Annotated in this window: 19 protein-coding genes; 9 read left to right on the forward strand and 10 right to left on the reverse strand. The window is 69.4% G+C overall.

All coding sequences use genetic code 11. The annotated features are described in order from the left end of the window. Positions 1-158 precede the first annotated feature (158 nt). The 5 genes from nth (at position 159) to ACXR8F_RS07875 (ending at position 4,611) form a co-directional block, all read left to right on the forward strand. Entirely contained in the window at positions 159-818 is a 660-nt protein-coding gene (gene nth / locus ACXR8F_RS07855; RefSeq protein ID WP_458799572.1) for an endonuclease III, read from the forward strand. Beyond that, positions 815-1,555, forward strand: coding sequence for an NUDIX hydrolase (locus ACXR8F_RS07860; protein ID WP_458799505.1), 741 nt, complete (start codon positions 815-817; stop codon positions 1,553-1,555). The genes nth and ACXR8F_RS07860 overlap by 4 nt, the downstream gene beginning before the upstream one ends. Further along, a complete protein-coding gene (locus tag ACXR8F_RS07865; RefSeq protein WP_458799507.1) occupies positions 1,555-2,757 on the forward strand; it encodes a MarP family serine protease in 1,203 nt (400 codons plus the stop codon). The genes ACXR8F_RS07860 and ACXR8F_RS07865 overlap by 1 nt, the downstream gene beginning before the upstream one ends. 70 nt (positions 2,758-2,827) lie before the next feature. Next, a complete protein-coding gene (locus tag ACXR8F_RS07870; protein WP_458799509.1) occupies positions 2,828-3,811 on the forward strand; it encodes a magnesium transporter CorA family protein in 984 nt (327 codons plus the stop codon). Between the two features lie 20 nt (positions 3,812-3,831). Further along, positions 3,832-4,611 carry a GNAT family N-acetyltransferase gene (locus ACXR8F_RS07875; RefSeq protein WP_458799511.1) on the forward strand — a complete coding sequence of 260 codons (780 nt, stop codon included), beginning with the start codon at positions 3,832-3,834 and terminating at the stop codon, positions 4,609-4,611. Positions 4,612-4,686: 75 nt separating this feature from the next. On the opposite strand, the gene ACXR8F_RS07880 is transcribed toward ACXR8F_RS07875, so the two are convergent. Genes ACXR8F_RS07880 through ACXR8F_RS07895 form a run of 4 tightly spaced genes read right to left on the reverse strand, consistent with a single transcriptional unit; the run spans position 4,687 to position 8,219 of the window. After that, the gene (locus ACXR8F_RS07880) at positions 4,687-5,079 is read right to left on the reverse strand and encodes a universal stress protein (RefSeq protein ID WP_458799513.1); all 393 of its coding nucleotides are present in this window, start codon (positions 5,077-5,079) and stop codon (positions 4,687-4,689) included. Continuing rightward, positions 5,076-6,629: a tripartite tricarboxylate transporter permease gene (locus ACXR8F_RS07885; protein ID WP_458799515.1), complete on the reverse strand. Its 1,554-nt coding sequence runs from the start codon at positions 6,627-6,629 to the stop codon at positions 5,076-5,078. Before ACXR8F_RS07885 ends, ACXR8F_RS07880 begins: the two co-directional genes overlap by 4 nt. Then, positions 6,629-7,174, reverse strand: a complete 546-nt coding sequence (locus ACXR8F_RS07890) for a tripartite tricarboxylate transporter TctB family protein (RefSeq protein WP_082080882.1) — start codon at positions 7,172-7,174, stop codon at positions 6,629-6,631. Before ACXR8F_RS07890 ends, ACXR8F_RS07885 begins: the two co-directional genes overlap by 1 nt. 1 nt (position 7,175) lies before the next feature. After that, positions 7,176-8,219 (reverse strand): Bug family tripartite tricarboxylate transporter substrate binding protein, encoded by a 1,044-nt coding sequence (locus ACXR8F_RS07895; RefSeq protein ID WP_045190790.1) that lies wholly within the window; start codon positions 8,217-8,219, stop codon positions 7,176-7,178. Between the two features lie 101 nt (positions 8,220-8,320). Here ACXR8F_RS07895 and ACXR8F_RS07900 point away from each other — a divergent pair, with 101 nt between their 5' ends. Together ACXR8F_RS07900 and ACXR8F_RS07905 are read left to right on the forward strand one after the other, a co-directional pair. Next, positions 8,321-10,027 carry a sensor histidine kinase gene (locus ACXR8F_RS07900; protein ID WP_458799518.1) on the forward strand — a complete coding sequence of 569 codons (1,707 nt, stop codon included), beginning with the start codon at positions 8,321-8,323 and terminating at the stop codon, positions 10,025-10,027. Further along, positions 10,024-10,701, forward strand: coding sequence for a response regulator (locus ACXR8F_RS07905; protein ID WP_458799520.1), 678 nt, complete (start codon positions 10,024-10,026; stop codon positions 10,699-10,701). Before ACXR8F_RS07900 ends, ACXR8F_RS07905 begins: the two co-directional genes overlap by 4 nt. 95 nt (positions 10,702-10,796) lie before the next feature. Here ACXR8F_RS07905 and ACXR8F_RS07910 read toward each other — a convergent pair whose 3' ends face one another. Together ACXR8F_RS07910 and ACXR8F_RS07915 are read right to left on the reverse strand one after the other, a co-directional pair. Next, positions 10,797-11,036, reverse strand: a complete 240-nt coding sequence (locus tag ACXR8F_RS07910) for a hypothetical protein (protein ID WP_458799522.1) — start codon at positions 11,034-11,036, stop codon at positions 10,797-10,799. 267 nt (positions 11,037-11,303) lie between these two features. Next, positions 11,304-14,258, reverse strand: a complete 2,955-nt coding sequence (locus ACXR8F_RS07915) for an HYR domain-containing protein (protein WP_458799524.1) — start codon at positions 14,256-14,258, stop codon at positions 11,304-11,306. Positions 14,259-14,767: 509 nt separating this feature from the next. Here ACXR8F_RS07915 and ACXR8F_RS07920 point away from each other — a divergent pair. Continuing rightward, positions 14,768-16,828: a hypothetical protein gene (locus tag ACXR8F_RS07920; RefSeq protein ID WP_458799526.1), complete on the forward strand. Its 2,061-nt coding sequence runs from the start codon at positions 14,768-14,770 to the stop codon at positions 16,826-16,828. Between the two features lie 6 nt (positions 16,829-16,834). Here ACXR8F_RS07920 and ACXR8F_RS07925 read toward each other — a convergent pair whose 3' ends face one another. The 4 genes from ACXR8F_RS07925 to nhaA all read right to left on the reverse strand — a co-directional run bounded on the left by ACXR8F_RS07925 (position 16,835) and on the right by nhaA (position 20,607). Further along, a complete protein-coding gene (locus ACXR8F_RS07925) occupies positions 16,835-17,662 on the reverse strand; it encodes a serine hydrolase (RefSeq protein WP_458799528.1) in 828 nt (275 codons plus the stop codon). A gap of 1 nt (position 17,663) precedes the next feature. Then, a complete protein-coding gene (locus ACXR8F_RS07930; protein WP_458799530.1) occupies positions 17,664-18,575 on the reverse strand; it encodes an alpha/beta fold hydrolase in 912 nt (303 codons plus the stop codon). Positions 18,576-18,594: 19 nt separating this feature from the next. Further along, positions 18,595-19,098, reverse strand: a complete 504-nt coding sequence (locus ACXR8F_RS07935; protein ID WP_458799532.1) for a phage holin family protein — start codon at positions 19,096-19,098, stop codon at positions 18,595-18,597. 114 nt (positions 19,099-19,212) lie between these two features. After that, positions 19,213-20,607, reverse strand: a complete 1,395-nt coding sequence (gene nhaA / locus ACXR8F_RS07940) for a Na+/H+ antiporter NhaA (RefSeq protein ID WP_458799534.1) — start codon at positions 20,605-20,607, stop codon at positions 19,213-19,215. 219 nt (positions 20,608-20,826) lie between these two features. On the opposite strand from nhaA, the gene ACXR8F_RS07945 reads away from it, so the two are divergent. Continuing rightward, positions 20,827-21,081 (forward strand): hypothetical protein, encoded by a 255-nt coding sequence (locus ACXR8F_RS07945; protein WP_458799536.1) that lies wholly within the window; start codon positions 20,827-20,829, stop codon positions 21,079-21,081. Positions 21,082-21,154 lie beyond the last annotated feature (73 nt).

The following is a 21,154-nucleotide window of genomic DNA, read 5'->3' on the forward strand; positions in this document are numbered from 1 at the left end:
TCGCCGCGGCCCCGGGGAGGTTGGCCGGCCCCTCGCCGACGCCGGCCGAGCGCACCGGGCGTGACCCAGCGCGGCGGCATACAGTGTCGTCCGTGTCCCCCCGCGCCATCGTGACTGCCGACGAGACCTCGATCTCGCGGACGCGTCGCGCCCGCAAGATGTACCGGTCGCTCCACGAGCGCTACCCGTACGCGCACTGCGAGCTCGACTTCACCACCCCGCTCGAGCTGCTCGTGGCGACCATCCTGTCGGCGCAGACCACCGACGTCGGGGTCAACAAGGTGACGCCCATCGTCTTCGCGAAGTACCGGACGGCCGCCGACTACGCCGGCGCCGACCGCACCGAGCTGGAGACGATCATCCAGCCGACCGGGTTCTACCGGAACAAGGCCGACGCCCTCATCAAGCTCGGCATCGCCCTCGTCGAGAACTTCGACGGCGAGGTGCCGCCGCGGCTCAAGGACCTCGTGACGCTCCCGGGGGTCGGGCGCAAGACGGCCAACGTCGTGCTCGGCAACGCGTTCGACATCCCGGGGATCACCGTCGACACCCACTTCGGTCGGCTCGTGCGCCGCTTCGGCTGGACCGAGGAGGAGGACCCCGTCAAGGTCGAGCACGAGATCGGCCGCCTCTTCATGCGCAAGGACTGGACGATGCTCAGCCACGTCGTCATCTTCCACGGGCGCCGCACGTGCCACGCGAAGAAGCCCGCCTGCGGCGCGTGCCCGGTGGCGCGCTGGTGCCCCAGCTACGGCATCGGCGAGACCGACCCCGACAAGGCCGCGAAGCTGCTGAAGTACGAGCTGGCGCCGAAGTGACGAAGGTGGTCAGCGGCATCGCGTATGCCGGCAGCTCGGGTTCCATCGACCCTGCACCCGTTCAGGGGCGGGGTCGCCTGCCCCGTCCGGCCTGGATGGACGCTGCCGTGCAGCGGCTCGAGAGCTTCCAGCCGGAGTGGTTCGCGCGGTTCGCACCGCCCGACGACGACGCCCGCGAGTCCGCCGTCCTCATCCTCTTCGGGCCGCCGCCCGCCGGTGCCGACGACCCCGGTGAGCACGTTGTGCTCATCGAGCGCTCGCACACGATGCGCACCCAGCCGGCGCAGATCGCCTTCCCCGGCGGCTCGCGCGACCCCGAGGACGCCGACCTCGTCGCCACGGCGCTGCGCGAGGCCCACGAGGAGACGGGGATCGAACCCGACGGCGTCGACGTCGTCGTGCAGCTGCCGCCGATCTTCCTCGCCCCGGCCCAGTTCGTCGTCACCCCGGTGCTCGCGTGGTGGGCACAGCCCTCGCCCATCGGCGTGCGTGACCCCGCCGAGGTGCATGACGTGCTCTCGGTGCCGGTGTCGCACCTCGTCGAGCCGGCCACGCGCTTCTCCGTGACCCACCCGTCGGGCTACGTCGGGCCGGGCTTCGACCTCGACGACCTGTTCCTCTGGGGCTTCACGGCAGGGCTCGTCAGCAGCGTGCTCGAGCTGGGCGGGCTCTCCGTGCCGTGGGACACCGACGTCAGGCGTGCTCTGCCCGAGCGCTTCCTGGGCGGGAGGCGCTGATGAGCGGAGGCACAGTGCTCGACATCGCCCTGGGACTGCTGCTGCTGGCGTACGCCTTCTCCGGCTACCGGCAGGGCCTGATCCAGAGCGTCTCGTCGCTGCTCGGCTTCTTCGCCTTCGCGATGCTGGCGGTCTGGCAGCTGCCGGGGATGCTGGCCCGCTGGGACGCCGTGGCCGAGAACGACCGCACGCGCGTCGTCGTGCTCATCGTCGGGGTGGTGGCCTTCGGGTGGCTCGGCCAGTACCTCGGCAGCCTGCTCGGGGCGCAGATCCGCAAGCGGGTGGGGCAGACGTCGCTGCGGCGGCTCGACTCGGTGCTCGGCGCGGTCGTCGTCATGCTGGCGGCGAGCCTCATCGTCTGGTTCATCGGTGGCGCGCTGCGCACGGCGGGCAACCCGGCGCTGTCGAAGGCCATGGCCGAGTCACGGGTGATGCGCGTGGTCAACTCGGTCGTCCCCGAGGAGACCGGCGACGTCTTCGCCAGCTTCCGCGGGTTCCTGTCGAGCCAGGGCTTCCCGCAGGTCTTCGGCGGGCTGGCCCCGGAGCCGATCACCCCGGTGCAGGACCCCGACCCCGCCGTCGCGCGGTCGCAGGCGATCCGCGCTGCCGGGCGCTCCGTCGTCAAGGTGACCACCCAGTCCGAGTCGTGCCAGCGCGGGCAGGAGGGCACCGGCTGGGTGCTCTCGCCCGGGCACATCGTCACGAACGCCCACGTCGTCGCGGGCGCCGACCAGGTGCGCATCGAGGCCGGCGACCAGACCCTCCGGGCGCGGGTCATCGTCTTCGACCCGCGGCGCGACCTCGCCGTGCTCAGCGCGCCGGGCCTGTCCGCGCCGGCGCTGCCACTGGGCGGCGAGGTGACGCGGGGCGACTCGGCCGCCGTCCCCGGCTTCCCGCTCGACGGGCCCTACCGCGTCGTCTCGGCCCGCGTGCGCGCCCAGCTCGACGCCCGCGGACTCGACATCTACGGGCGCGAGCGCGTCGTGCGCGAGATCTACTCGCTCGCCGCGACGGTGCAGCCGGGCAACTCCGGTGGGCCGCTCCTCGACACGCAGGGCCGCGTCGTCGGCGTCATCTTCGCGAAGTCGCTCGAGGACGACACGACGGGCTACGCACTGACCCTCGCGGAGGCCAAGCCCGTCCTCGACGCGTCCGCCAACGCCCAGCTGGAGGTCGACACCGGCGCCTGCGTCGCCGGCTGAGCCGACGGACCCCCCGTCGCTGTCGCTGCGCCCACTGCCGCGCAGGTGTCGCCGGTGCCAGAGTGGTGCCATGCAGGTGTCGTTCGTCAGCGCTGACGGGATCACCGACCACGGGGTGGCCGACCTCGAGACGCTGCTCACGCGCAGCGACGGCTTCGCCTGGGTCGACGTGCCGGACTGGGACGCCGAGGCCGAGGCAGTGCTCGCGGGACCGATCAAGGCGCACCCGTTGGTCCGGCAGGCGTGTGCCGAGCGCAACTTCGTGCCGACCGTCCACGCGTACGAGCACCAGCTCTTCGTCATCCTCCACACCGCGCTGGCGGGGGAGAGCGGGCACGTGCACGTGCTCGAGCTCGACATGGTCGTCGGGGAGCACTGTCTCGTCACGGTGCACGGGCCGCGCAACCCGGTGGTGTCGGCCGAGGCAGCGAGCGAGGAGACCCGCGGGGTGCGCGCGCGTCTCGAGGCCGGGCGGCTGCGTCCGCAGTCGACGCACGACCTCGCGTACGCCATCGGCTCGGCCATCGCGCGCCGCCAGAGTGCCGCCGTGCGCCAGGTCGCGACGCGCCTGCCGCCGATGGAGGAACAGGTGATGGCCACCGACTTCCACCGGCCCGAGGCCCTGCTCGAGCAGCTCTTCCTCGTGCGCCACGAGCTGATGACGTCGCGCACGATGGCGGCACAGGCGTACGACATCCAGGCCCGCATCCACTCCCTCGAGCGGTTCGTGCCCGAGGAGGCCAAGCGGCACGCCCGCGACCTTGCCGAGCAGTTCGAACGCGTGCGCAACCTCGCGGACGGCGAGATGCAGTTCCTCGTCGGAGTCATCGACCTCTACCAGACGCGGGTCACGACGAAGATGACCGTCGCCATGGAGCGGCTGGCCGTCATCGCGGCGATCACGCTCCCGATCACCGCCATCGCGTCGGTCTACGGGATGAACCTCATCGTCAACGACGAGACGCACGTGCCGCAGCTGGTGGTCGTGCTCGGCGTCATGGCCGTGATCAGCCTCGGCCTGCTGCGCTGGGCCCACCGCCAGGGCTGGTGGTGAGAGTGGGTGAGTATCGACGCGTGGAGGTGACGTCCCCCGGTCTGGTGACCGACCTGGCGCTGCTCGAGTTGCAGGGCTCGACCGTCACCGACCGCGGCGACCACCTCGTCGTGCGCACCGACGCCAACCCGACCTTCTGGTGGGGCAACTTCGTGCTCGTCTCGGGTCCGGCTCGTGCCGCCGACCTCGACCACTGGGTCGCGACCTTCGAGCGGGAGCACCCTGACGCTGCGCACCGCGCGATCGCCTTCAGCGAGGTGGGCGGCGACACCGCGGCCTGGGTCGAGCAGGGGTGGGACGTGGAGGTCGACGTGGACCTCGCCACGACGACAGTGCCGTCGGGCGGGGCCGCGCCCGACGGAATACGGCTGCGGGAGCTCGTGAGTGACGACGACTGGGAGCAGTCGGCCGAGGTCGGCGGCAGCGACACCCCCACGGACCGCCGGGACGGGCGCCTCGAGTTCGAGCGCCGACGTGCTGCCGCCCAGCGGGGCCTCGCCGAGTCGGGTCGCGCGCGTTGGTTCGGGGCGTTCGAGGGCGACCGTCTCGTGAGCAACCTCGGCATCGTCAGGCTCGACGGACTGGCCCGCTATCAGGACGTCGTCACCCTGGCGACCCATCGAAGGCGTGGCATCGCGGGGGCGCTGGTGCGTGCTGCCGGCGCGTGGGCCCTCGAGGACCCCTCTGTCACAAGGCTGGTCATCGTCGCCGACCTCGACGGGCCTGCCCGTGGTCTCTACGAGCGGGCCGGCTTCGTCGAGGTCGCGCGCCACGTCGCCGTGTCCCGTTCGATCCGGTAGACGCCACGAGTGGCCGGTGCCCGGGGCGGGCACCGGCCACTCGTGGCGTGACGACGGTTGTGGAGGTGGCTGGGTTCAACCGGTCTTGACGGCGAGCACCGGGCACGCGGCGTCGAGCAGGAGGCGCTGGGCCGTCGAGCCGAGCAGCAGCTTGCCGACGGGCGAGCGGTGCCGGATCCCGATCACGAGCATCCGCGGAGCCTCCGCCTCGATGATCCCCAGGATCGCATCGGCGGGATCGGTGCCGTGCTCGACCCGGCGCACCTCGTGCTCCACCCCGGACTCGGCGAGGTCGGCATCGAGGCGGTCGAGGTCGGAGCCCTCGGCCCGGTGCGCGTCGACGAGCTTGTCGTCGCGGGACATGTTGACGACGAGCACGCGGTCGCCGTGTGCCCGGGCCTCGGCCGTGGCTGCTGCCAGCGCTGCCTCGCCCTGTGGGGTAGGGATGTAGCCGACGAGGATGGTCATGCCCGTGCCTCCTGGTTGACCTCGGACGCCAGGGGCGAGCCGGGGCCGCCCTTGTCGCCCTTGTTGGCACGAGTGGTTCGGATGAGCTTCGCGATGAGGGGCCACAGGATCGTCAGCACGATGATGCCGTAGCAGGCCCAGGCCACCGGGCCGCCGACGAGGCCGCTGACCTCGCCGTGCGAGAGCTGCAGCGAACGTCGCAGGTGCAGCTCCGCGATGGGGGCCAGGATGACCCCGATGATGAGCGGCAGCACCGGGAACCCGAAGCGGCGGATCGCGAAGCCGATGAGGCCGATGGCGAGCAGCAGGTAGAGGTCGAAGGGCTGGCCGTTGACCGCCCACGCGCCCATCGTCGCGAAGAAGAGGATGCCGGCATACAGGTAGGGGCGCGGGATCTGGAGCAGCTTGGCCCACAGGGGAGCGAGAGGCAGGTTCAGCGCGAGCAGCAGGGTGTTGCCGACGAAGAGGCTCGCGACCAGCGTCCACACGAGCGCGGGCTGCTTCTCGATGAGCAGCGGGCCCGGCTCGAGCCCTCGCCCCTGGAGGAAGGTGAGGATGATCGCCGCGGTCGCGTTGGTCGGCAGGCCGATGGCGAGCAGCGGTACGAGCGTGCCTGCGGCGGACGCGTTGTTGGCGGCCTCCGGTCCGGCGACGCCCTCGATGGCGCCGTGGCCGAACTCCTCCGGGTGCTTGGTCAGCTTGCGCTCGGTCACGTACGACAGGAAGGTCGGCACCTCGGCGCCGCCGGCGGGGATGGCACCGAAGGGGAACCCGAGGGCGGTGCCCCGCAGCCACGGCTTCCACGACCGCTTCCAGTCCTGCCGACCCATCCACGGCTGGCCGACCGGGATGACGCCGGCAGCCTTGCGCCGCAGGTGCGCTGCGACCCAGAGGGCCTCGCCGACGGCGAAGAGCCCGACCGCGACGACGACGATGTCGATGCCGTCCGCGAGCTGCGGGAGGTCGAACGTCATGCGCTGCTGCCCGGTCACCTTGTCGATGCCGACGATGCCGATGGACAGGCCGACGAGCAGCGCGGCGAAGCCGCGCAGCCGGGAGGAGCCGAGGACCATGCTGGCGCCGACGAAGGCGAGCATGATGATGGCGAAGTACTCGGGGGAGCCGAGGTCGATGGCGAACGAGACCACCTGCGGCATGACGAGCACGAGCAGCACCGTGGCGATGGTGCCGGCGACGAACGAACCGATGGCAGCGGTGGCGAGCGCCTGGGCGGCGCGTCCCGCCTTGGCCATCTTGTTGCCCTCGAGGGCCGTGACGACCGAGGACGACTCGCCGGGTGTGTTGAGCAGGATCGAGGTCGTCGACCCGCCGTACATGCCGCCGTAGAAGATGCCGGCGAACATGATGAGCGCCTGGGTGGTGTCGAGCGTGAACGTGATCGGCAGCAGGAGGGCGACCGTCATCGCCGGTCCGATGCCGGGCAGCACGCCGACGGCCGTGCCGACGACGACGCCGACGAAGGCGAAGAGCAGGTTCAGCGGCGTCATGACGTGGCCGAACCCCTCGATGAGGTGGTTGAAGTTGTCCATCACAGAATCCCTTGCAGGACGCCGGCGGGCAGGTTGACGCCGAGCCCGATGGCGAACACGTAGAAGGTGAGGAGCGAGATCGCGAGCCCGGCGAGGACGCCACGCACGTAGTGGCGGTTGCCGAGCGCGAACGCGCAGCCCGCGAAGAGGAGCGTGCCGGCGATGACCCAGCCGAGCGTCTCCATGAGGGCGGCGCTCACGCCGAAGACGACCACGAGCAGGCCGACGGTCTTCCAGTCCGCCTTGCTCGTCAGGTCGATGTCCTCGCCCTCGTCGGCCGCGCCGACGCCACCGCGCCGGATGTCGATGGCGTAGAGGACGGAGACGATGAGCAGCAGGATCCCGAGGATGGTCGGGATGACCTTGGGGCCGAGCGAGTCGTTGCTGCTGGCCACGGGGGCGAGTGAGGCCGCGTTGACGAGCAGGAGGATGCCGAGGCCGGCGAGGGCCGCGCACATTCCGTACTGTGCGCGGTCCCCGCCCTGGGTCTCGACGTCCTGGGCCGCGGTGCTGTGGTCAGTGCGGTCAGGAGTCACGTCGGACATGTCAGCTCGTCAGTCCCAGGCCCTGGAGGATGTCGGCGACGGCCTTGTCCTGGTCCTTGAGGAAGGTGCCGAACTGGTCGCCCGTCTCGAACGCGTCGGTCCAGCCACGCTTCTCGAGCTCGGCCTTCCACGCGTCGGTGCCGTGCATCTTGGTGAGGGCGTCGATCCAGACCTGCTTGTCGGCGGCCGAGATCTCCGGCGGGGCGACGATCCCGCGCCAGTTGGTGAAGGTGAAGTCGATGCCCGACTCCTTCATCGTCGGCACGTCGGGCAGGGCGTCGACACGCTTGTCGCTCGTGACGGCGAGGACGCGGATGGAGCCGGACTTCACCTGCTCGAGGAACTCGCCGAAGCCGCTGGCGCCGAAGGCGATCTTGTTGCCGAGGACCGCGGGGAGCAGCTCGCCGCCGCCGTCGTAGGAGATGTAGGAGACCTTGGTCGGGTCGATGCCCACGGCCTTGGCCAGCTGCATCGGCAGCAGGTGGTCGGGGCCGCCCGGGCTGGAGCCGCCGCCGACGTTGACCTTGCTCGGGTCCTTCTTCCACGCGTCGACGAGGCTCTTGACGTCCTTGTACGGCGAGTCCTTCGGCACGACGATGGCGCCGGCCTCCTCGATCAGCTTGGCGATCGGGGTGGTGTCGTTGAGCGTCGCCTTCGACTTCTGCGTGTAGGCCGCGCCCACGACGCCGAGGCCCATCTGCATGGCGAGCTTGCCGTTGCCCTTCTCGTTGACGACGCGCTGGAGGCCGACGGTGCCGCCGGCGCCCGGCAGGTTGAAGACCTGGATCGAGCCCGTGACCTTCTGGTTCTCGAGGACCTGTGCGACGGTGCGTGCGGTCGTGTCGTAGCCACCGCCGGGGCTGTTGGGAACCATGATCTGCAGGTTCGAGGCGGGGCCGGCTGCGGCGCCGGTGGACGCGCTGTCCTTCTTGGCAGTCGCGCCGCAGGCCGACAGGGCGAGGGCCCCTGCCGCGGCGATCGCGAGGACGGCGCTGATGCGGACGGGGCGGGCGTGGCCGCCGGAGGAGGTGCTGCGAGTGCTCATCGGTGAGATCTCTTTCGCGTTCATGGGCTGGAACGGCATGATCGTGCCCGCACCCGATGCAGGGTGTCCCCCTTGTGTCACCAATGAAGGTTGAGTTCGTTGTGGTCAGGCAGAGCAGCGGCCGGTGGTTCGGTCGGCTGACGCTCACCGGGCAGCTGTTCGCCGTCCAGGTGCTCATACTCGTCGGCATCCTCGTCGCGGTCGGCTTCGTCTCGCTGGCGCAGTCGGAGGCGACGTTCACGCGCACCGAGGGGCGACGCGTGTCGGCGATCGCCGAGCAGATGGCGAGCACCCCGATCGTGCGCACCGAGATGGCGCCCGGCGGGGTCGTCAACGTCCTGCCGTCGCTGATGCAGTCGATCGTGACGCAGTACAGCGTCACGTCGATGACGGTGGCCGATGCCGACGAGATGGTACGCGTGTCGTCCGATCCGACGCTCGAGCGCGCGCCCATCCCGCTCGGGTCGCCGGCGGTGGCCGACGGGGCGAGCTGGACGGGCGTCATGGACGTGCGCGGCGAGCGGATGATCGTCGCGCAGAGCCCGCTGCTCTTCGTGCCCGACCCGTCGCAGACGGGTCCGCAACCTCCCGTCGGCACGCAGCTGGGCACCGTCATGATCGCCGTGCACATGCCCTCGGCGCTCGACCGCCTCCAGGGCGCGTCGGCCTACCTGCCCACCTACCTCGGCATCGCGCTGGTGGTCGGCGGCTTCGGCTCGTGGCTGCTGTCGCGACGCATCAGGCGACAGACGCTTGGCCTCGAGCCGGCCGAGATCACCGGTCTCGCCGAGAGCCGAGAGGCGATGCTCTTCGGGCTGGCCGAGGGCGTCGTCGCGCTGGACACGAACGAGCGGATCACGTTGGTGAACAACGTCGCCCAGCGCCTGCTCGACCTGCCGGAGCACGCCGTCGGCATGCGCCTCGACGACCTGCCGATCGGGCCGCGCCTCCGTGACGTGCTGCGCGGGGTGGACGAGAACGGCGGCTCCGAACAGCCGCCCGAGAGCCGTGCGGACGCGCCGCGGGACCAGGTGGTGCTGCGCCGCGGACGGGTGCTCGTCATGAACCGCATGGAGGTCACCAAGGACGGCCGGCCGCTGGGGTCGGTGACGACCCTGCGCGACCGCACCGAGCTGGCCGACCTCGAACGCGAGCTGGGCTCGTTCCGCAGCACCACCGAGCTGCTGCGGGCGCAGGCGCACGAGTTCGCCAACCAGCTGCACACCATCTCCGGACTCATCCAGCTCGGTGAGTACGACGAGGTCGTCCGCTTCGTCGACTCCGTGAGCCAGCACCGCGCCCAGCTCGACCTCGCGGTGTCGCGCCGCGTCGGCGACACCGCGCTCGCGGCCCTGCTCATGGCCAAGGCCGCGCAGGCCACCGAGCGCCGCGTCGAGCTGCGGGTGTCGGAGGAGACCTCGATCGGCCGCCTGACGCAGCGCGACTCGGCCGACGTGTCGGTCGTCGTCGGCAACCTCGTCGACAACGCCATCGACGCCGTCGCGTCGTCGACGGGCCCGGAGCGCTGGGTCGAGCTGACCATCCGCCAGGACGCGTCGACGGTCGAGGTGAGCGTCGTGGACTCCGGCCCCGGCGTCGCCCCCGACGTCGTCACCGAGGTGTTCACGCACGGCTTCACGACCAAGGCCGCCCAGGCAGGTGAGCGCGGCATCGGACTGGCGCTGACGCGCCTGATCTGCCAGCGTCGGGGCGGCGAGGTGGATGTCGACAACACCCCGGACGGCGCCCGCTTCGTCGCCCGCCTCACCGTCGAGGCCGGTGCACCACACGCCAAGGAGACCGGATGATCCGCGTGCTCGTCGTCGACGACGACTTCATGGTGGCGCGCATCCATCGTGGGTTCGTCGAGCGGGTAGAGGGATTCGAGGTCGTCGGCACCGCGCGGTCGGGGGCGGAGGCGCTCGAGCTCGTCGACGGGCTGCACCCGGACCTCGTGCTGCTCGACCTCTACCTGCCCGACACCTTCGGGCTCGACCTCGTCACGCAGCTGAGGTCTGCCGGGGCCACGTGCGACGTCCTCGTCATCACCGCGGCGAAGGAGGCCGAGTCGGTGCGGCGGGCGGTCCGTGAGGGGGTCGTCGGCTACGTGCTCAAGCCGTTCGCCTTCCCGGACCTCGAGCAGCGGCTCCAGTCGTATGCCGCCGACCGGGTGCGAGCTCTCGCCGATGACGACCTCACGCAGGAGCGGATCGACGCCGCGTTCGTGTCGGGCCAGGCCGCAGCGGGGCGCGCGTCGGCACCCCTGCCGAAGGGCCTCAGCGCCGAGACGGCGGAGTCCGTGGCGACGGCGCTGCTGCAGGCGGCTGACAGTCTGTCTGCAACGGAATGCGCTGAGGCCGTGGGGATCTCACGTGTCAGCGCGCGTCGCTACCTCGAGTACTTCGTGTCCGGTGGGCAGGCCGTGGTGTCGCTGCGCTACGGCGCGACGGGCCGCCCCGAGCGGCGCTACCGCAGGGCCTGAGCGCGGTCACGTCCGACCACCCGGCCGTATGCCGGAGGGCACCGTCCACGCGGACGGTGCCCTCCGGCATACGTGCTCGGGATCGAGCGAGCAGGTCAGGTGACCTTGACCGCGCGGCTGGGGCTGTACGAGGCGAGGTGGTCGGTGTCGGCCGGCAGGTAGACGCGGTAGGTGAAGGTGCCGCCGAGTGGGAGCGTCGTGAGGCTGACGGCGCTCGTCACCGCCGGGCGCACGCTCACACGACGCACCGCACTCGCCGACCCGACAAACGTGTTCGACCCGCGGTAGATCCACTGGTAGTCGAGCGAGGTGGGCGGCTTGTGAACGACGGACACCGTGCCAGTGGAACTCGTCGTGCGGGTCGCCAACAGGGCCCACCAGTGGTTCCGGCCCGCCGCATGTACAACTGCATCGGGACTCCGGAAACGGCAGCGCCGTTGACGCCACGCGTGATCCGGGTGCTCACCGCGACCGAGCCCCCGTGCGTGACGGAGGTGACGTTGGACGCCATCGTCTCGGTGGTGCCGACGAAGCTGCTGACCGTTCAGACAGAGGTGGCCCCGGACGTTGCGTCCGGGGCCACCCGCTGCTGGAATCAGTGCCTACTTGAGGCTGATGTTGACCGTCCGGGCCACACCATCACCGACGTCGACCATCAGCTTGTACGTGCCCACGCTGAGGTTCTTGGTCGCCAGGTTGAAGATGTACTGGTCACCGGTCGTGTCGTAGCGGAACAGGCTGCCCGTGGTGGCGTTGGAGGTCGAGATCGCCTCCATGACGGTGCCGCTGGCCGTCACGCCGGTCCTCTGCAGGTAGAGCCGGGCCGTCAGGTCCTTGATGCCGGCGCTGGCGCCGGTCAGCTGGAACTTCACCGGAACCGTGCTGCCCTGCTTGAAGACCGAGCTGCCGTCGACGTTGATCGGCTGGAGGAAGCCCGACCACGCTGCCGTGACCGTCACCGTGAAGGTCTTGCTCGAGCTGTTCCCCGCCTGGTCCGTCGCCCTGCAGCTGACGGTCGTCGTGCCGAGTGCGAAGAGGCTGCCCGAGGCCCGGTCACAGGTCGCCGTCACTGCGCCGTCCACGAGGTCGGCAGCGGTCGGCGTCGCGAAGGAGACGGCGGCCCCGCCTGCGGAGGTGGCGCTCACGGTCTTGTTGGCCACGGCGCCGAAGACGGGTGCCGTGGTGTCCATGACCGTCACGGTGAAAGAGTTCGTGCCCTCGTTGCCCGCCGAGTCACGCGCTGAGCAGCTGACGGTCGTGGCCCCGAGCGGGAACTCCGATCCTGACGCCGCGGTGCAGGTGGCCTGGACAGCGCCGTCCACGTCGTCCGTCGCGGTGGGCTCGGCGAACGTGACCGTGGCGCCGGTGGGACCGGTGGCCTCGGCCACCACGTCCGCGGGGACGGCGACCTCTGGCTTGGTCCAGTCCTGCACCTCGACGGTGAACGTGCTCTCACCGGTGTTGCCGGCGGCGTCGGTCGCGGAGCACGTGACCGTCGTGACGCCCAGCGGGAAGAACGTTTCCGCGCCCGGGGAGCAGGTGGCCGTCAGGTCGCCGCTGACGGCGTCGTGGGCGGTGGCGACTCCATACTTGACGTGGTCCGCGCCCGTCGGCGAGGTGTTGCCGACGACGAGGTTGGCGGGTGCCGTCACCACTGGATCGGTCGTGTCGACGACCTCGACCACGAACGACTTGCTGGCGGGGTTGCCTGCCGCGTCTGTGGCGCTGCACGTGACAGTGGTCTTGCCCAGCGCGAACAGCGATCCGGAGGCGGCCGAACAGTGCGGCTGCACCTTGCCGTCCACGATGTCGGTGGCGGTCGCCTCGTCGTACTCGACCAGAGCACCGTCGGCGTCGACAGCCTCCGCGACGACGTCCCCGGAGACCGTCAGGGACGGAGCGGTCGTGTCCTCGACCTTGACGGCGAAGAACTTGGTCGCGGTGTTGCCGGCGGCGTCGGTCGCCTCGCAGACGACGGTCGTGGTGCCGAGCGCGAAGGTCGAGCCCGAGTCGGGGCTACACGTCGCGGCGACGTCACCGTCGACGACATCTACGGCGGAGGCTACGAAGTTCACGGATGCCCCGGCTGCCGAGGTCGCCTCCTTCGTCACGTCCTTCGGCACCGTGATGGCCGGGGCGGTCGTGTCCTCGACGGTGATGGTGAGGCGGTTGACGCCCTTGTTGCCGGCCTTGTCGGTGGCCGAGCAGGTGAAGGTGGTGGCGCCGAGCGGGAAGAGAGACCCCGAAGCGGCGTCACAGCTGACGCCCACGCTGCCGTCGACGTCGTCCGTCGCCGTGACCGCGTCGTAAGAGACGCTCGCGCCGCTGGGACCGGTCGCCTCAGCCACGACGTTCTTGGGGACCGTGACGACGGGTGCGGTCTTGTCCTGGATCGTGACCGTGAACGTGCCCGTGCCGGTGTTGCCGGCGCGGTCCGTGGCCGTGCAGGTGACGGTGGTGGCGCCGAGCTTGAAGGTTGTGCCAGACGCCGGCGTGCAGGTTGCCGGGACATCGCCATCCACCAGGTCGGACGCCGACGCGGGGTCGTACGAAACGGCCGCCTTGTCGTTGCCCCTGACGATGTTCGCCGGGGTCGTGACGATCGGCGCGGTCGTGTCAGTGACCTTGACCCCGAAGGGGTCGCTGGTGGCGGTGTTGCCCGCCTGGTCGGTCGCGGTGCAGGTCAGCGTCGTGGTGCCGACCGGGAAGGCGTCGCCAGAGGCGAAGGCGTCACCTGCGGCGGTCTTGCAGACCGGGGTGATCTCGCCGTCGACAGCGTCTGAGGCACTGGCCGAGAAAGAGACCGACGTGCGCGCGGCCGTCGCCTCCGTGGCCTTGGGTGCCACCACGGTGAGGAGCGGCCTGGTCGTGTCGACGATGGAGTAGGTGGCCGTGGCCTGGGCCGTGAGTCCACCTGCGTCCGTGACCGAGCACGAAGCCTTCTGGCTGCCGAGGCCGTCCGCGCTACGCGGTCCGGTGATCGAGCCAAGGGTGGCATCGAAGGACTTGCTGCCGTCCTCCTTGTCCGTGACGTCGCAGCGTGCCGTCGGGACGTTGCCGAACTCGTACGAGCTGCCGTTCACGACACCGCTGACGACGACGGTCGGGGCGGCATTCGCCGGCGGCGCCACATTGACGACGAAAGTCGCGGGGGCCAAGTTGAAGGTGCCACCCGTGTTGTTGTTCGTCTGCGACAGGGTGATGGTCGCCGTGCCGGTCTTCACAGCGCTGACGGTCAGCGTCTTGGTGGCGCCACACGAGGTGAACGTCACCGAGCTCGGCGAGACCGTGGCCACGGTGGTGTCCGAGGATACGACGCTGGCGGAGAAGGTGGTGTCACCGGTCAGGTTGCAGCCGTTCTTGCCGTCGCCGCTCTGGGTGATGACGGCCAGCGTTGTGCTCCCCGTTGCCCCAATGTTGAGCGGCATGGTCTCCGCCGCCGCATCGACCGTGGTGTCGACGCTGTTCGTGATGTCGTCGGCGGACGCAACGGATGCTCCGGCCCCGACGAGCGTGATGGCGGCTGCGAGCGCAGCCAAAAATGAGCGAGCGCGCATGCTCGTATGTCCCCTCATGCGTGTGATTGCCGGATATGACCCCCGAGTCCCGACGGCCCAAAGTTAGGCGTCGTATGGGTCTGTGTCCGAGAAATGGCCGATACGCGAACTTCATCGTCACGCAATGAAGTTCGACTTATCCTGATTGTCCGTAAAGGGCCTTTTGGTCCACCCCGAACGCGCAGCTCGTCGTGGGGGCGGGGATCGTTTTTCACGTCGTCAGCGGACGGAATGTCCCTGGATCAGGCCAATTGCCGACAAAACGGACCCTTCGCAGATAGCCTTCGCTGGTGGATTCAGCTGTAGGGACGGTTGACGAGCCAACTGCGACCGATACGGCGGCCCGACGGGAGACGGAGCGAGGTTCCCGGTTCGCCCCTGTCAGAGCGCACCCGTGGCTTGGGCCAATGGCGTCCGGGCTGCTCAGTCTCTTGGCGCTAGGGCAGGCAGTTCGAATCTGGGACTGGCGCCCCGGGACCCCGCTCGGTATGACGGGTGACGCACCGTGGATGGCGACGCTCGTTCGCGGGTACATCGAATATGGTCCCTACAACGACAACGCGCTGTTCGGTGCACCATACGTGCTCAATACCGGCTGGTCCTCCACGGGCAACGACGTGCACGTCTGGATCCTCACAGCCCTCGGTCTCCTCACCGGAGATCCCTTCACGGTCCTGGCGCTCTACTTCTTCCTGACTTTCCCGGCGTCCGCCCTGACCATGTACTGGCTCTGCCGCCGGTACTACATTGCACGACCTGCTGCGGTCATGGCGGGGGTCCTGTTCTCGGTTATCCCCGGTCACCAAGAGCGTTTTCCTCACCTTTTCCTGGCTGCTTACTGGGCCGTGCCCTTCGCAGCGTGGCTGATCATCGAGACCGCCCAAGGTCGGTCCGTCCTGAACGGGTCGCCTGCGAAAGCGGGCCTACGACGCGTTGCGCACTACGGCGTTCCGGTCCTGATGCTGGTCAGTATCGGGCTGGGAGATGTCTACTACGTCGCCTTCACCTTGGTGGTGGTCGCTCCGATCCTGCTGATGCGGCAGATGCGGCGGATTGACCTGCGCGAGCTCGCGCGGCTGTCCCTGCCTCTCGTCGTGATGGTGGCGCCTACGCTGGTCAGCATTGCGGCCGCCCGGCGACGCGCCGATCGGGACCTCCTCACCGGGTCGATGCCGTTCGGTCGTACCTTCTTGGACTCGAACAGGTGGGCCGGCCAGCTCATCGACCTGGTACTTCCTTGGCCTGGGCACCGAGTGCCGAATCTCGGTGCACGGACCGAGGCTTATGACGCACTGACCGGCACCACGGGCGAGGTGTCCGCGATCGGAGTGGTGGCCGTTATCGGCCTCGTCGCCCTTGTGGCCGTGGCATCCTCCTCGCTGCTTCGTGGTGGCCCGTCATCATTGCCTCCTTTGCTGGGAGCACTCTTCGTTGCCTCATTGATCTCGTTGGGTTTCTTCGCCCGCGGTGGCTTGGGCGCGCTGACGGCGTTTCTTGTCACACCGCAGATCCGCACGTGGTCTCGGCTCTTCCTGTTCATCGGGCTGTTCGCACTCCTCGCCATGGCGTGGTTCGTGACGCGTCTCAGAGCTCGAGCCGGTGGCCGGCGACGGATGGTCGCAGTCTCGGCTCTGCTACTGGTGGTTGGAGTGCTGGACCAGACCAATCCCGGGAGAGCGCCCGACTACACCGGCAACAGCGCGTACCTCGCGATCCTCAAGGACTTCGACGATCGCGTGCAGCAGAACCTCGGTGACGGCTGTGACGTTTTCGTGCTGCCGGTCGTCGGATTCCCCGAGGTGAACGACGACCTGTGGTCGGATCTCATGTCGCTCGGACTCGCATCGAACGACCTGCACTGGAGCTTCGGAGCGATCAAGGGCACGGCACAAGCGGACTGGCAGTTGGGTCTTTCATCCACCGACCCGCAGCGCATGGTCGAGGACCTGGCCTCGGTCGGTTTCTGCGGCGTGGTGGTCGAGTCGAGCTTCACGCAGCGCTCTCCCACCCTGGCTACGCAGATCCCGCGCCTTCTCGGAGGTGCGGTTGCGACCTCTTCGGATCAGAGGTTCGCCGCCTACCGCCTGGAGGGTGTGCGCAAGGAGATCGAATCGAGGCTCGGGAGTGCAGGAGTCGCGGCCAGGGCTGAGGCAGCTCTCCACCCCGTCATCGGCACGCTTGCTGGCGCCTGGGCAATGGATGAAGCAGCCGGACGCCGCTTTCCCTTGGGGCCCGGCCCATCGATCTCCTTGTCGAACATGAGCGGCAAGGATGTGGCCATCCGCCTTGACCTCACTCTCGTGGCAGGTGCAGACACAGGCGTGACCCTGCGCCTGGAGGCGCCGGGTACCAGGTCCGAACCGCTGACGTTGACACCGTCAGGGCGCGGAAGCCTGTCGCTCACGGTCACTGCCCCACCCGGCATGTCGAGCGTCGCGATCGTGACCACCGAAGAAGAGACGGACTGGACAGCCTTCTCAGACAAATCTCGTTTGCCGTCAGTGCAGACGATGACAGTCGCGTCGGTGGACCCGGCCGTGAATGTGGGAACGGGCCTGCCGACACCCTGAAGCGGCTCAGAGGTGGGTGAGGACCTGTTCGCCGATGTGGCGCATCCCGCGCAGCACCGCCCACACGGTGAGGTGGTCGAGGGTGGTGCCGGGCGCCGGGTCCCAGTTGGCGATGGCGGCCCAGGTCACCGTCCGGCCGTGGATGCTCACCGCGCCGACGTCGGCGCGGACGCCCGAGTCAGTTCCCGTCTTGTTCCAGAAGGCCGTCGGCAGATCCAGCGACGCGTGATGCGCGATCGGGTCGAGACCGCCCTGTTCGACGAGTGCCGACCCGACCATCGACTGGTCGACGTTGGCCGACAGCCAGTGGCGCACGAGCTGGTCTGCCTCTTGGCCCGTGGCCGTTCCCGTGGCCAGCCGGCTCATGAGACCGCTCAGCTCTGCGGCCGTTCCTGTCGACAGGGTGGCCGGGTGGTCGGCCTCCCGAACGTCGCGCACCTGGTCGTGCAGCGCCGTAGCCCGCAGCCCCAAGGAGGTCGCTCGCGCGGCGACCTCGGCCAAGCCGACCCGTCGCAGCAGGACGTTCGTCGCCAGGTTGTCGGAGACAGCACCGACCAACGCCGCCACGTCCACGAGGGGAAGGGTCTCGACAGAGAGGGTGTGCCACAAGCCCGAGTCGCCGACCCAGAGGTCGACGGTGCGGGTGAGCGGCTCGTCAGGCGACAGCTCACCCGCGGCGATCGCTCGGGCCGTCTCGACGAGGAGAAGGATCTTGCCGACGGATGCCGTGCGCAACGGTTCGTCCGTGCCCGCGACACCGAGCGGCATGCCTGACCCGTCACGGACGCAGACGGACCACGTGACCCCGCCCGCTTGTGGAAGCTCGAACTCCATGTCAGGCAAGGGATCCGAGCCACTTCAGGAGGGCAGAGTTGACCTTGTCGGGAGCCTCCTCGGTGAGAAAGTGGCCGGTGCCGGGGATCTTGACCAGGCGGTAGTCGCCGGGGACGAAGGCACCCGACCCGTGGGTGGCGGCGGCGATGACGCAGCCGTCGTCAGTGCCCTGCAGCTGCAGGACGGGCACGCGGATCGCGTGGCGGATGCGTCTCATGAACAGAGGCCCGTCGGGGCGGACCGACGAGCGACCGAGCCAGCGGTAGTGCTCGGCGGCCGAGTGGGCGACGAACGGGATCATCATCGCGTCGCCGTAGCGCTCGACGTCCTCCTTCCCGGGGAACGCGCCGAACGGCGAAGCCCATGAGCGCAGGAGGTTCTCGACGTAGTCGTGCGACCTCGCCATCTCGCGTTCGGGGACGAACGGCTTCTGGAGCGCCGCGATCCACGAGGAAGCCCGACGCTGTTTCGAGTCGGTCCACGTCGCGTGGCGCATGATCCGCGGATGCGGCATCGACAACGAGGCGATCGCCCGGGTCACGTCGCGGCGCAGCACCGGCATGCACCAGGCCACCCAGCCGCCCAGTCCCTGACCCATGACGACGGCATCCTGCTCGCCGAGCGCGCGGATGACGCTGGCGGCATCGAGCGTGGCCATGTAGGTGTCGTAGCCGCGGGGCGGCTTGTCGGAACCGCCGTAGCCGCGGAGGTCCATCGCGGCGACCCGGTAGCCGGCCTCGGCGAGCGCGACCATCTGGTGGCGCCAGGTGAACCAGAACTGGGGGAAGCCGTGCAGCATGAGCACCAGCGGGCCGTCGCCGAGCTCGGCGACATGGAAACGGGCCCCGTTCGCGGAGACGTAACGGTGCTCCCAAGGGCCGTCGATGTTGACGAAGGCAGCGTCGACAGACATGGGGAGGGGCGGTCAGGTCTCAGGCGTCGCGAGACGGATCAGGCTCTGCCGTCGGTGCGGCGGCCGTGGCAGGGATGTCCTTGCGGTCCCATTCGGGACGTGCGGCAGGGACGACCGTGCCGGGGTGCTCGGTCGCGGCCTTCAGTGCGGCGACGGTGGTCTGCGCCTCCGCAATCGTCTTCTCCGGCGTGGGCTTGACCGTCTTCATCTTGCGGACGCCCAGCATCGCAAGCACCCCGGCGATCAGCAGCATGACCACGGTGACGATGAGGAAGCTGAGCCAACGGGGCAGGCCGAGTGCCTCGATCCCCTCGGCGATCGTGATGAAGATGAAGTAGACGGAGTAGAAGACGATGACTCCTGCGGCGGCGAGGAGGCCGCCACCGACTCCCGCCTTCTTCACCTGCACCGAGACCTCGGCCTTGGCCAGGGCGATCTCACTGCGCACGAGCGTCGAGATGTCCTGTGACGCAGACGCGACCAGTTGGCCGAGTGTCCGCTCCTGCCGGGGATCCGTGCTCATCGGCTCACTTCCTCGGTTCTCGAAGTCGAATGTCTGGATGGCGACTGCGCGGGAGCGCCTACCGGTTGCCACCCTACTGCGAGGCCCTTACCCGAAGGTGCGCGGCAGGCGACATCAGGCCGGATCCCGCGGTGGAGCGCTGACGGTCGGGGCCTCGTACACGTCGGGAACGCCGTCCTCGTTGTGGTCTGCGGTCTCGGCCGCCTCGACGAGGCGGTAGTGGCGGTTGCGCAGTCTCAGCACGACGCTCGCGAGCAGCGCGGCGATGAGGCTTCCGCAGAGGACGGCGAGCTTGACGTGGTCGTCTCGCTCCGACCCCGACCCGAACGCCAGCTCGCCGACGAGCAGGCTGACCGTGAACCCGACCCCTGCGAGCAGGGACAGCCCGAGCACGTCGGTCCACGAGAGGTCTTCGTCCAGCTCAGCGCGGGTGAAGCGGGCGACCGCCCAGGTGCCACCCATCACTCCCACCGCCTTGCCCAGGACGAGACCAACAACCACTCCCATCGCGGCCGGATCCTTCAACGCGGATGAGAAACCGCCTCCGACCACGGTGACGCCCGCGGCGAAGAACGCGAAGACCGGCACTGCCAAGCCCGCAGAGAAAGGTCGGATCCGGTGCTCGATGCGCTCGGCCAGCGAGTGGCGGTCGGGGTCGTCCTCGACCTCTCGGCTCACGGGCACGAGCAGACCGAGCAGCACTCCGGCCACCGTCGCGTGCACCCCGCTCGAGTGGACGCAGACCCAGGCCGCGATCGCAGGAACCGCAAGCACCAGGGGATTCGTCAGCTTGCGCTTCAGCAGCAAACGCCACGTCAGGAGCGGGATGGCTGCGGCCAGCAGCCACAGCAGGTTGACCGCCTCGGTGTAGAAGACGGCGATGATCGTGATGGCGATCAGGTCGTCGACGACCGCGAGGGTCAGCAGGAACGACCTGAGGGCACTCGGGAGGTGCGTGCCGATGACGGCGAGCACGGCCAGTGCGAAGGCGATGTCGGTGGCCGTGGGGATCGCCCATCCGCGCAGTATGCCGCCGAGCTCGCTCCCGCTGGCGCTGCTGGACATGGTCACGGCGGTGGCGACGAACAGCAGCGCCGGCAGGGCAACGCCACAGACGGCCGCGGCGATCGGAAGTGCGGCCTTGCGTCGGTCCGCCAGGTCTCCCGCAACGAACTCGCGCTTGAGCTCGATGCCGGCGACCAAGAAGAAGACGGCGAGAAGGCCGTCGGCCGCCCAGGTCCCGAGTGAGAGGTCGAGGTGAAGCGCCGACGGTCCCACGACGGTGTCCCGGAGCGTCGAGTACCCCGCGCGCCACGGGGAGTTCGCCCAGACGAGCGCTGTGACTGCGGCGATGAGGAGGATCGCGCCGCCGACCGTCTCGGTGCGCAACAGCTCTGCGACGAACTTCGCCTCACGCCAGGTGCCACGACCAAGGAGGCGCTGACGTCGAGAGGGGCCACCTCCGCTGGCGGAGTCGGCGGGTGGGATCGCGGGCAGATCGCTCGCCATTGGGGTTCCTTCGGGCGCAGGGACATCGACCGCCGACCAGACTTCCCGGCACACCAAGACCCGACGTGTTGTCCGCGGGTCTCGCCAAGTCTAGCGAGAAGCCTTGGGACACGGTCAATTCGGACTATCGGGACATCCTCCGTGGAAGCTGCCTGTCTTTCGTACATTTGGTGCCGGGGCGGGAGGTTTCCCGAAAATCACATAGTTGGGGGGAATGACATGGGTTCAAACACAGAGCCTGGGTGGTACTACGTCGGCAAGGGGCAGCTGCGCTACCGCGACGAAGCAGGCTGGACGGCATACGAGATGGACACGCGGGACGTGCGCGCCTCGGAATGGCCCCCGGCCACGCCCGCGGAGATGGTGCAGGAGCTGCGGAACAGTGATTCCGAGCCGACGGTGCGTAAGTTCCCGGGTGCGCTGCGTCGTCTACGGCGCGTCAACCGTGGCACGGGGCGTCACCGAAGCGCCTGACCTGTCGCTTGACCGCGACGCGGAGCTGAACAGAGAGCTGCCGGGCCATCGGGCCCGGCAGTCCTCCTGTCTG

It is taken from the genome of Terrabacter sp. AAH1 (assembly GCF_054456855.1).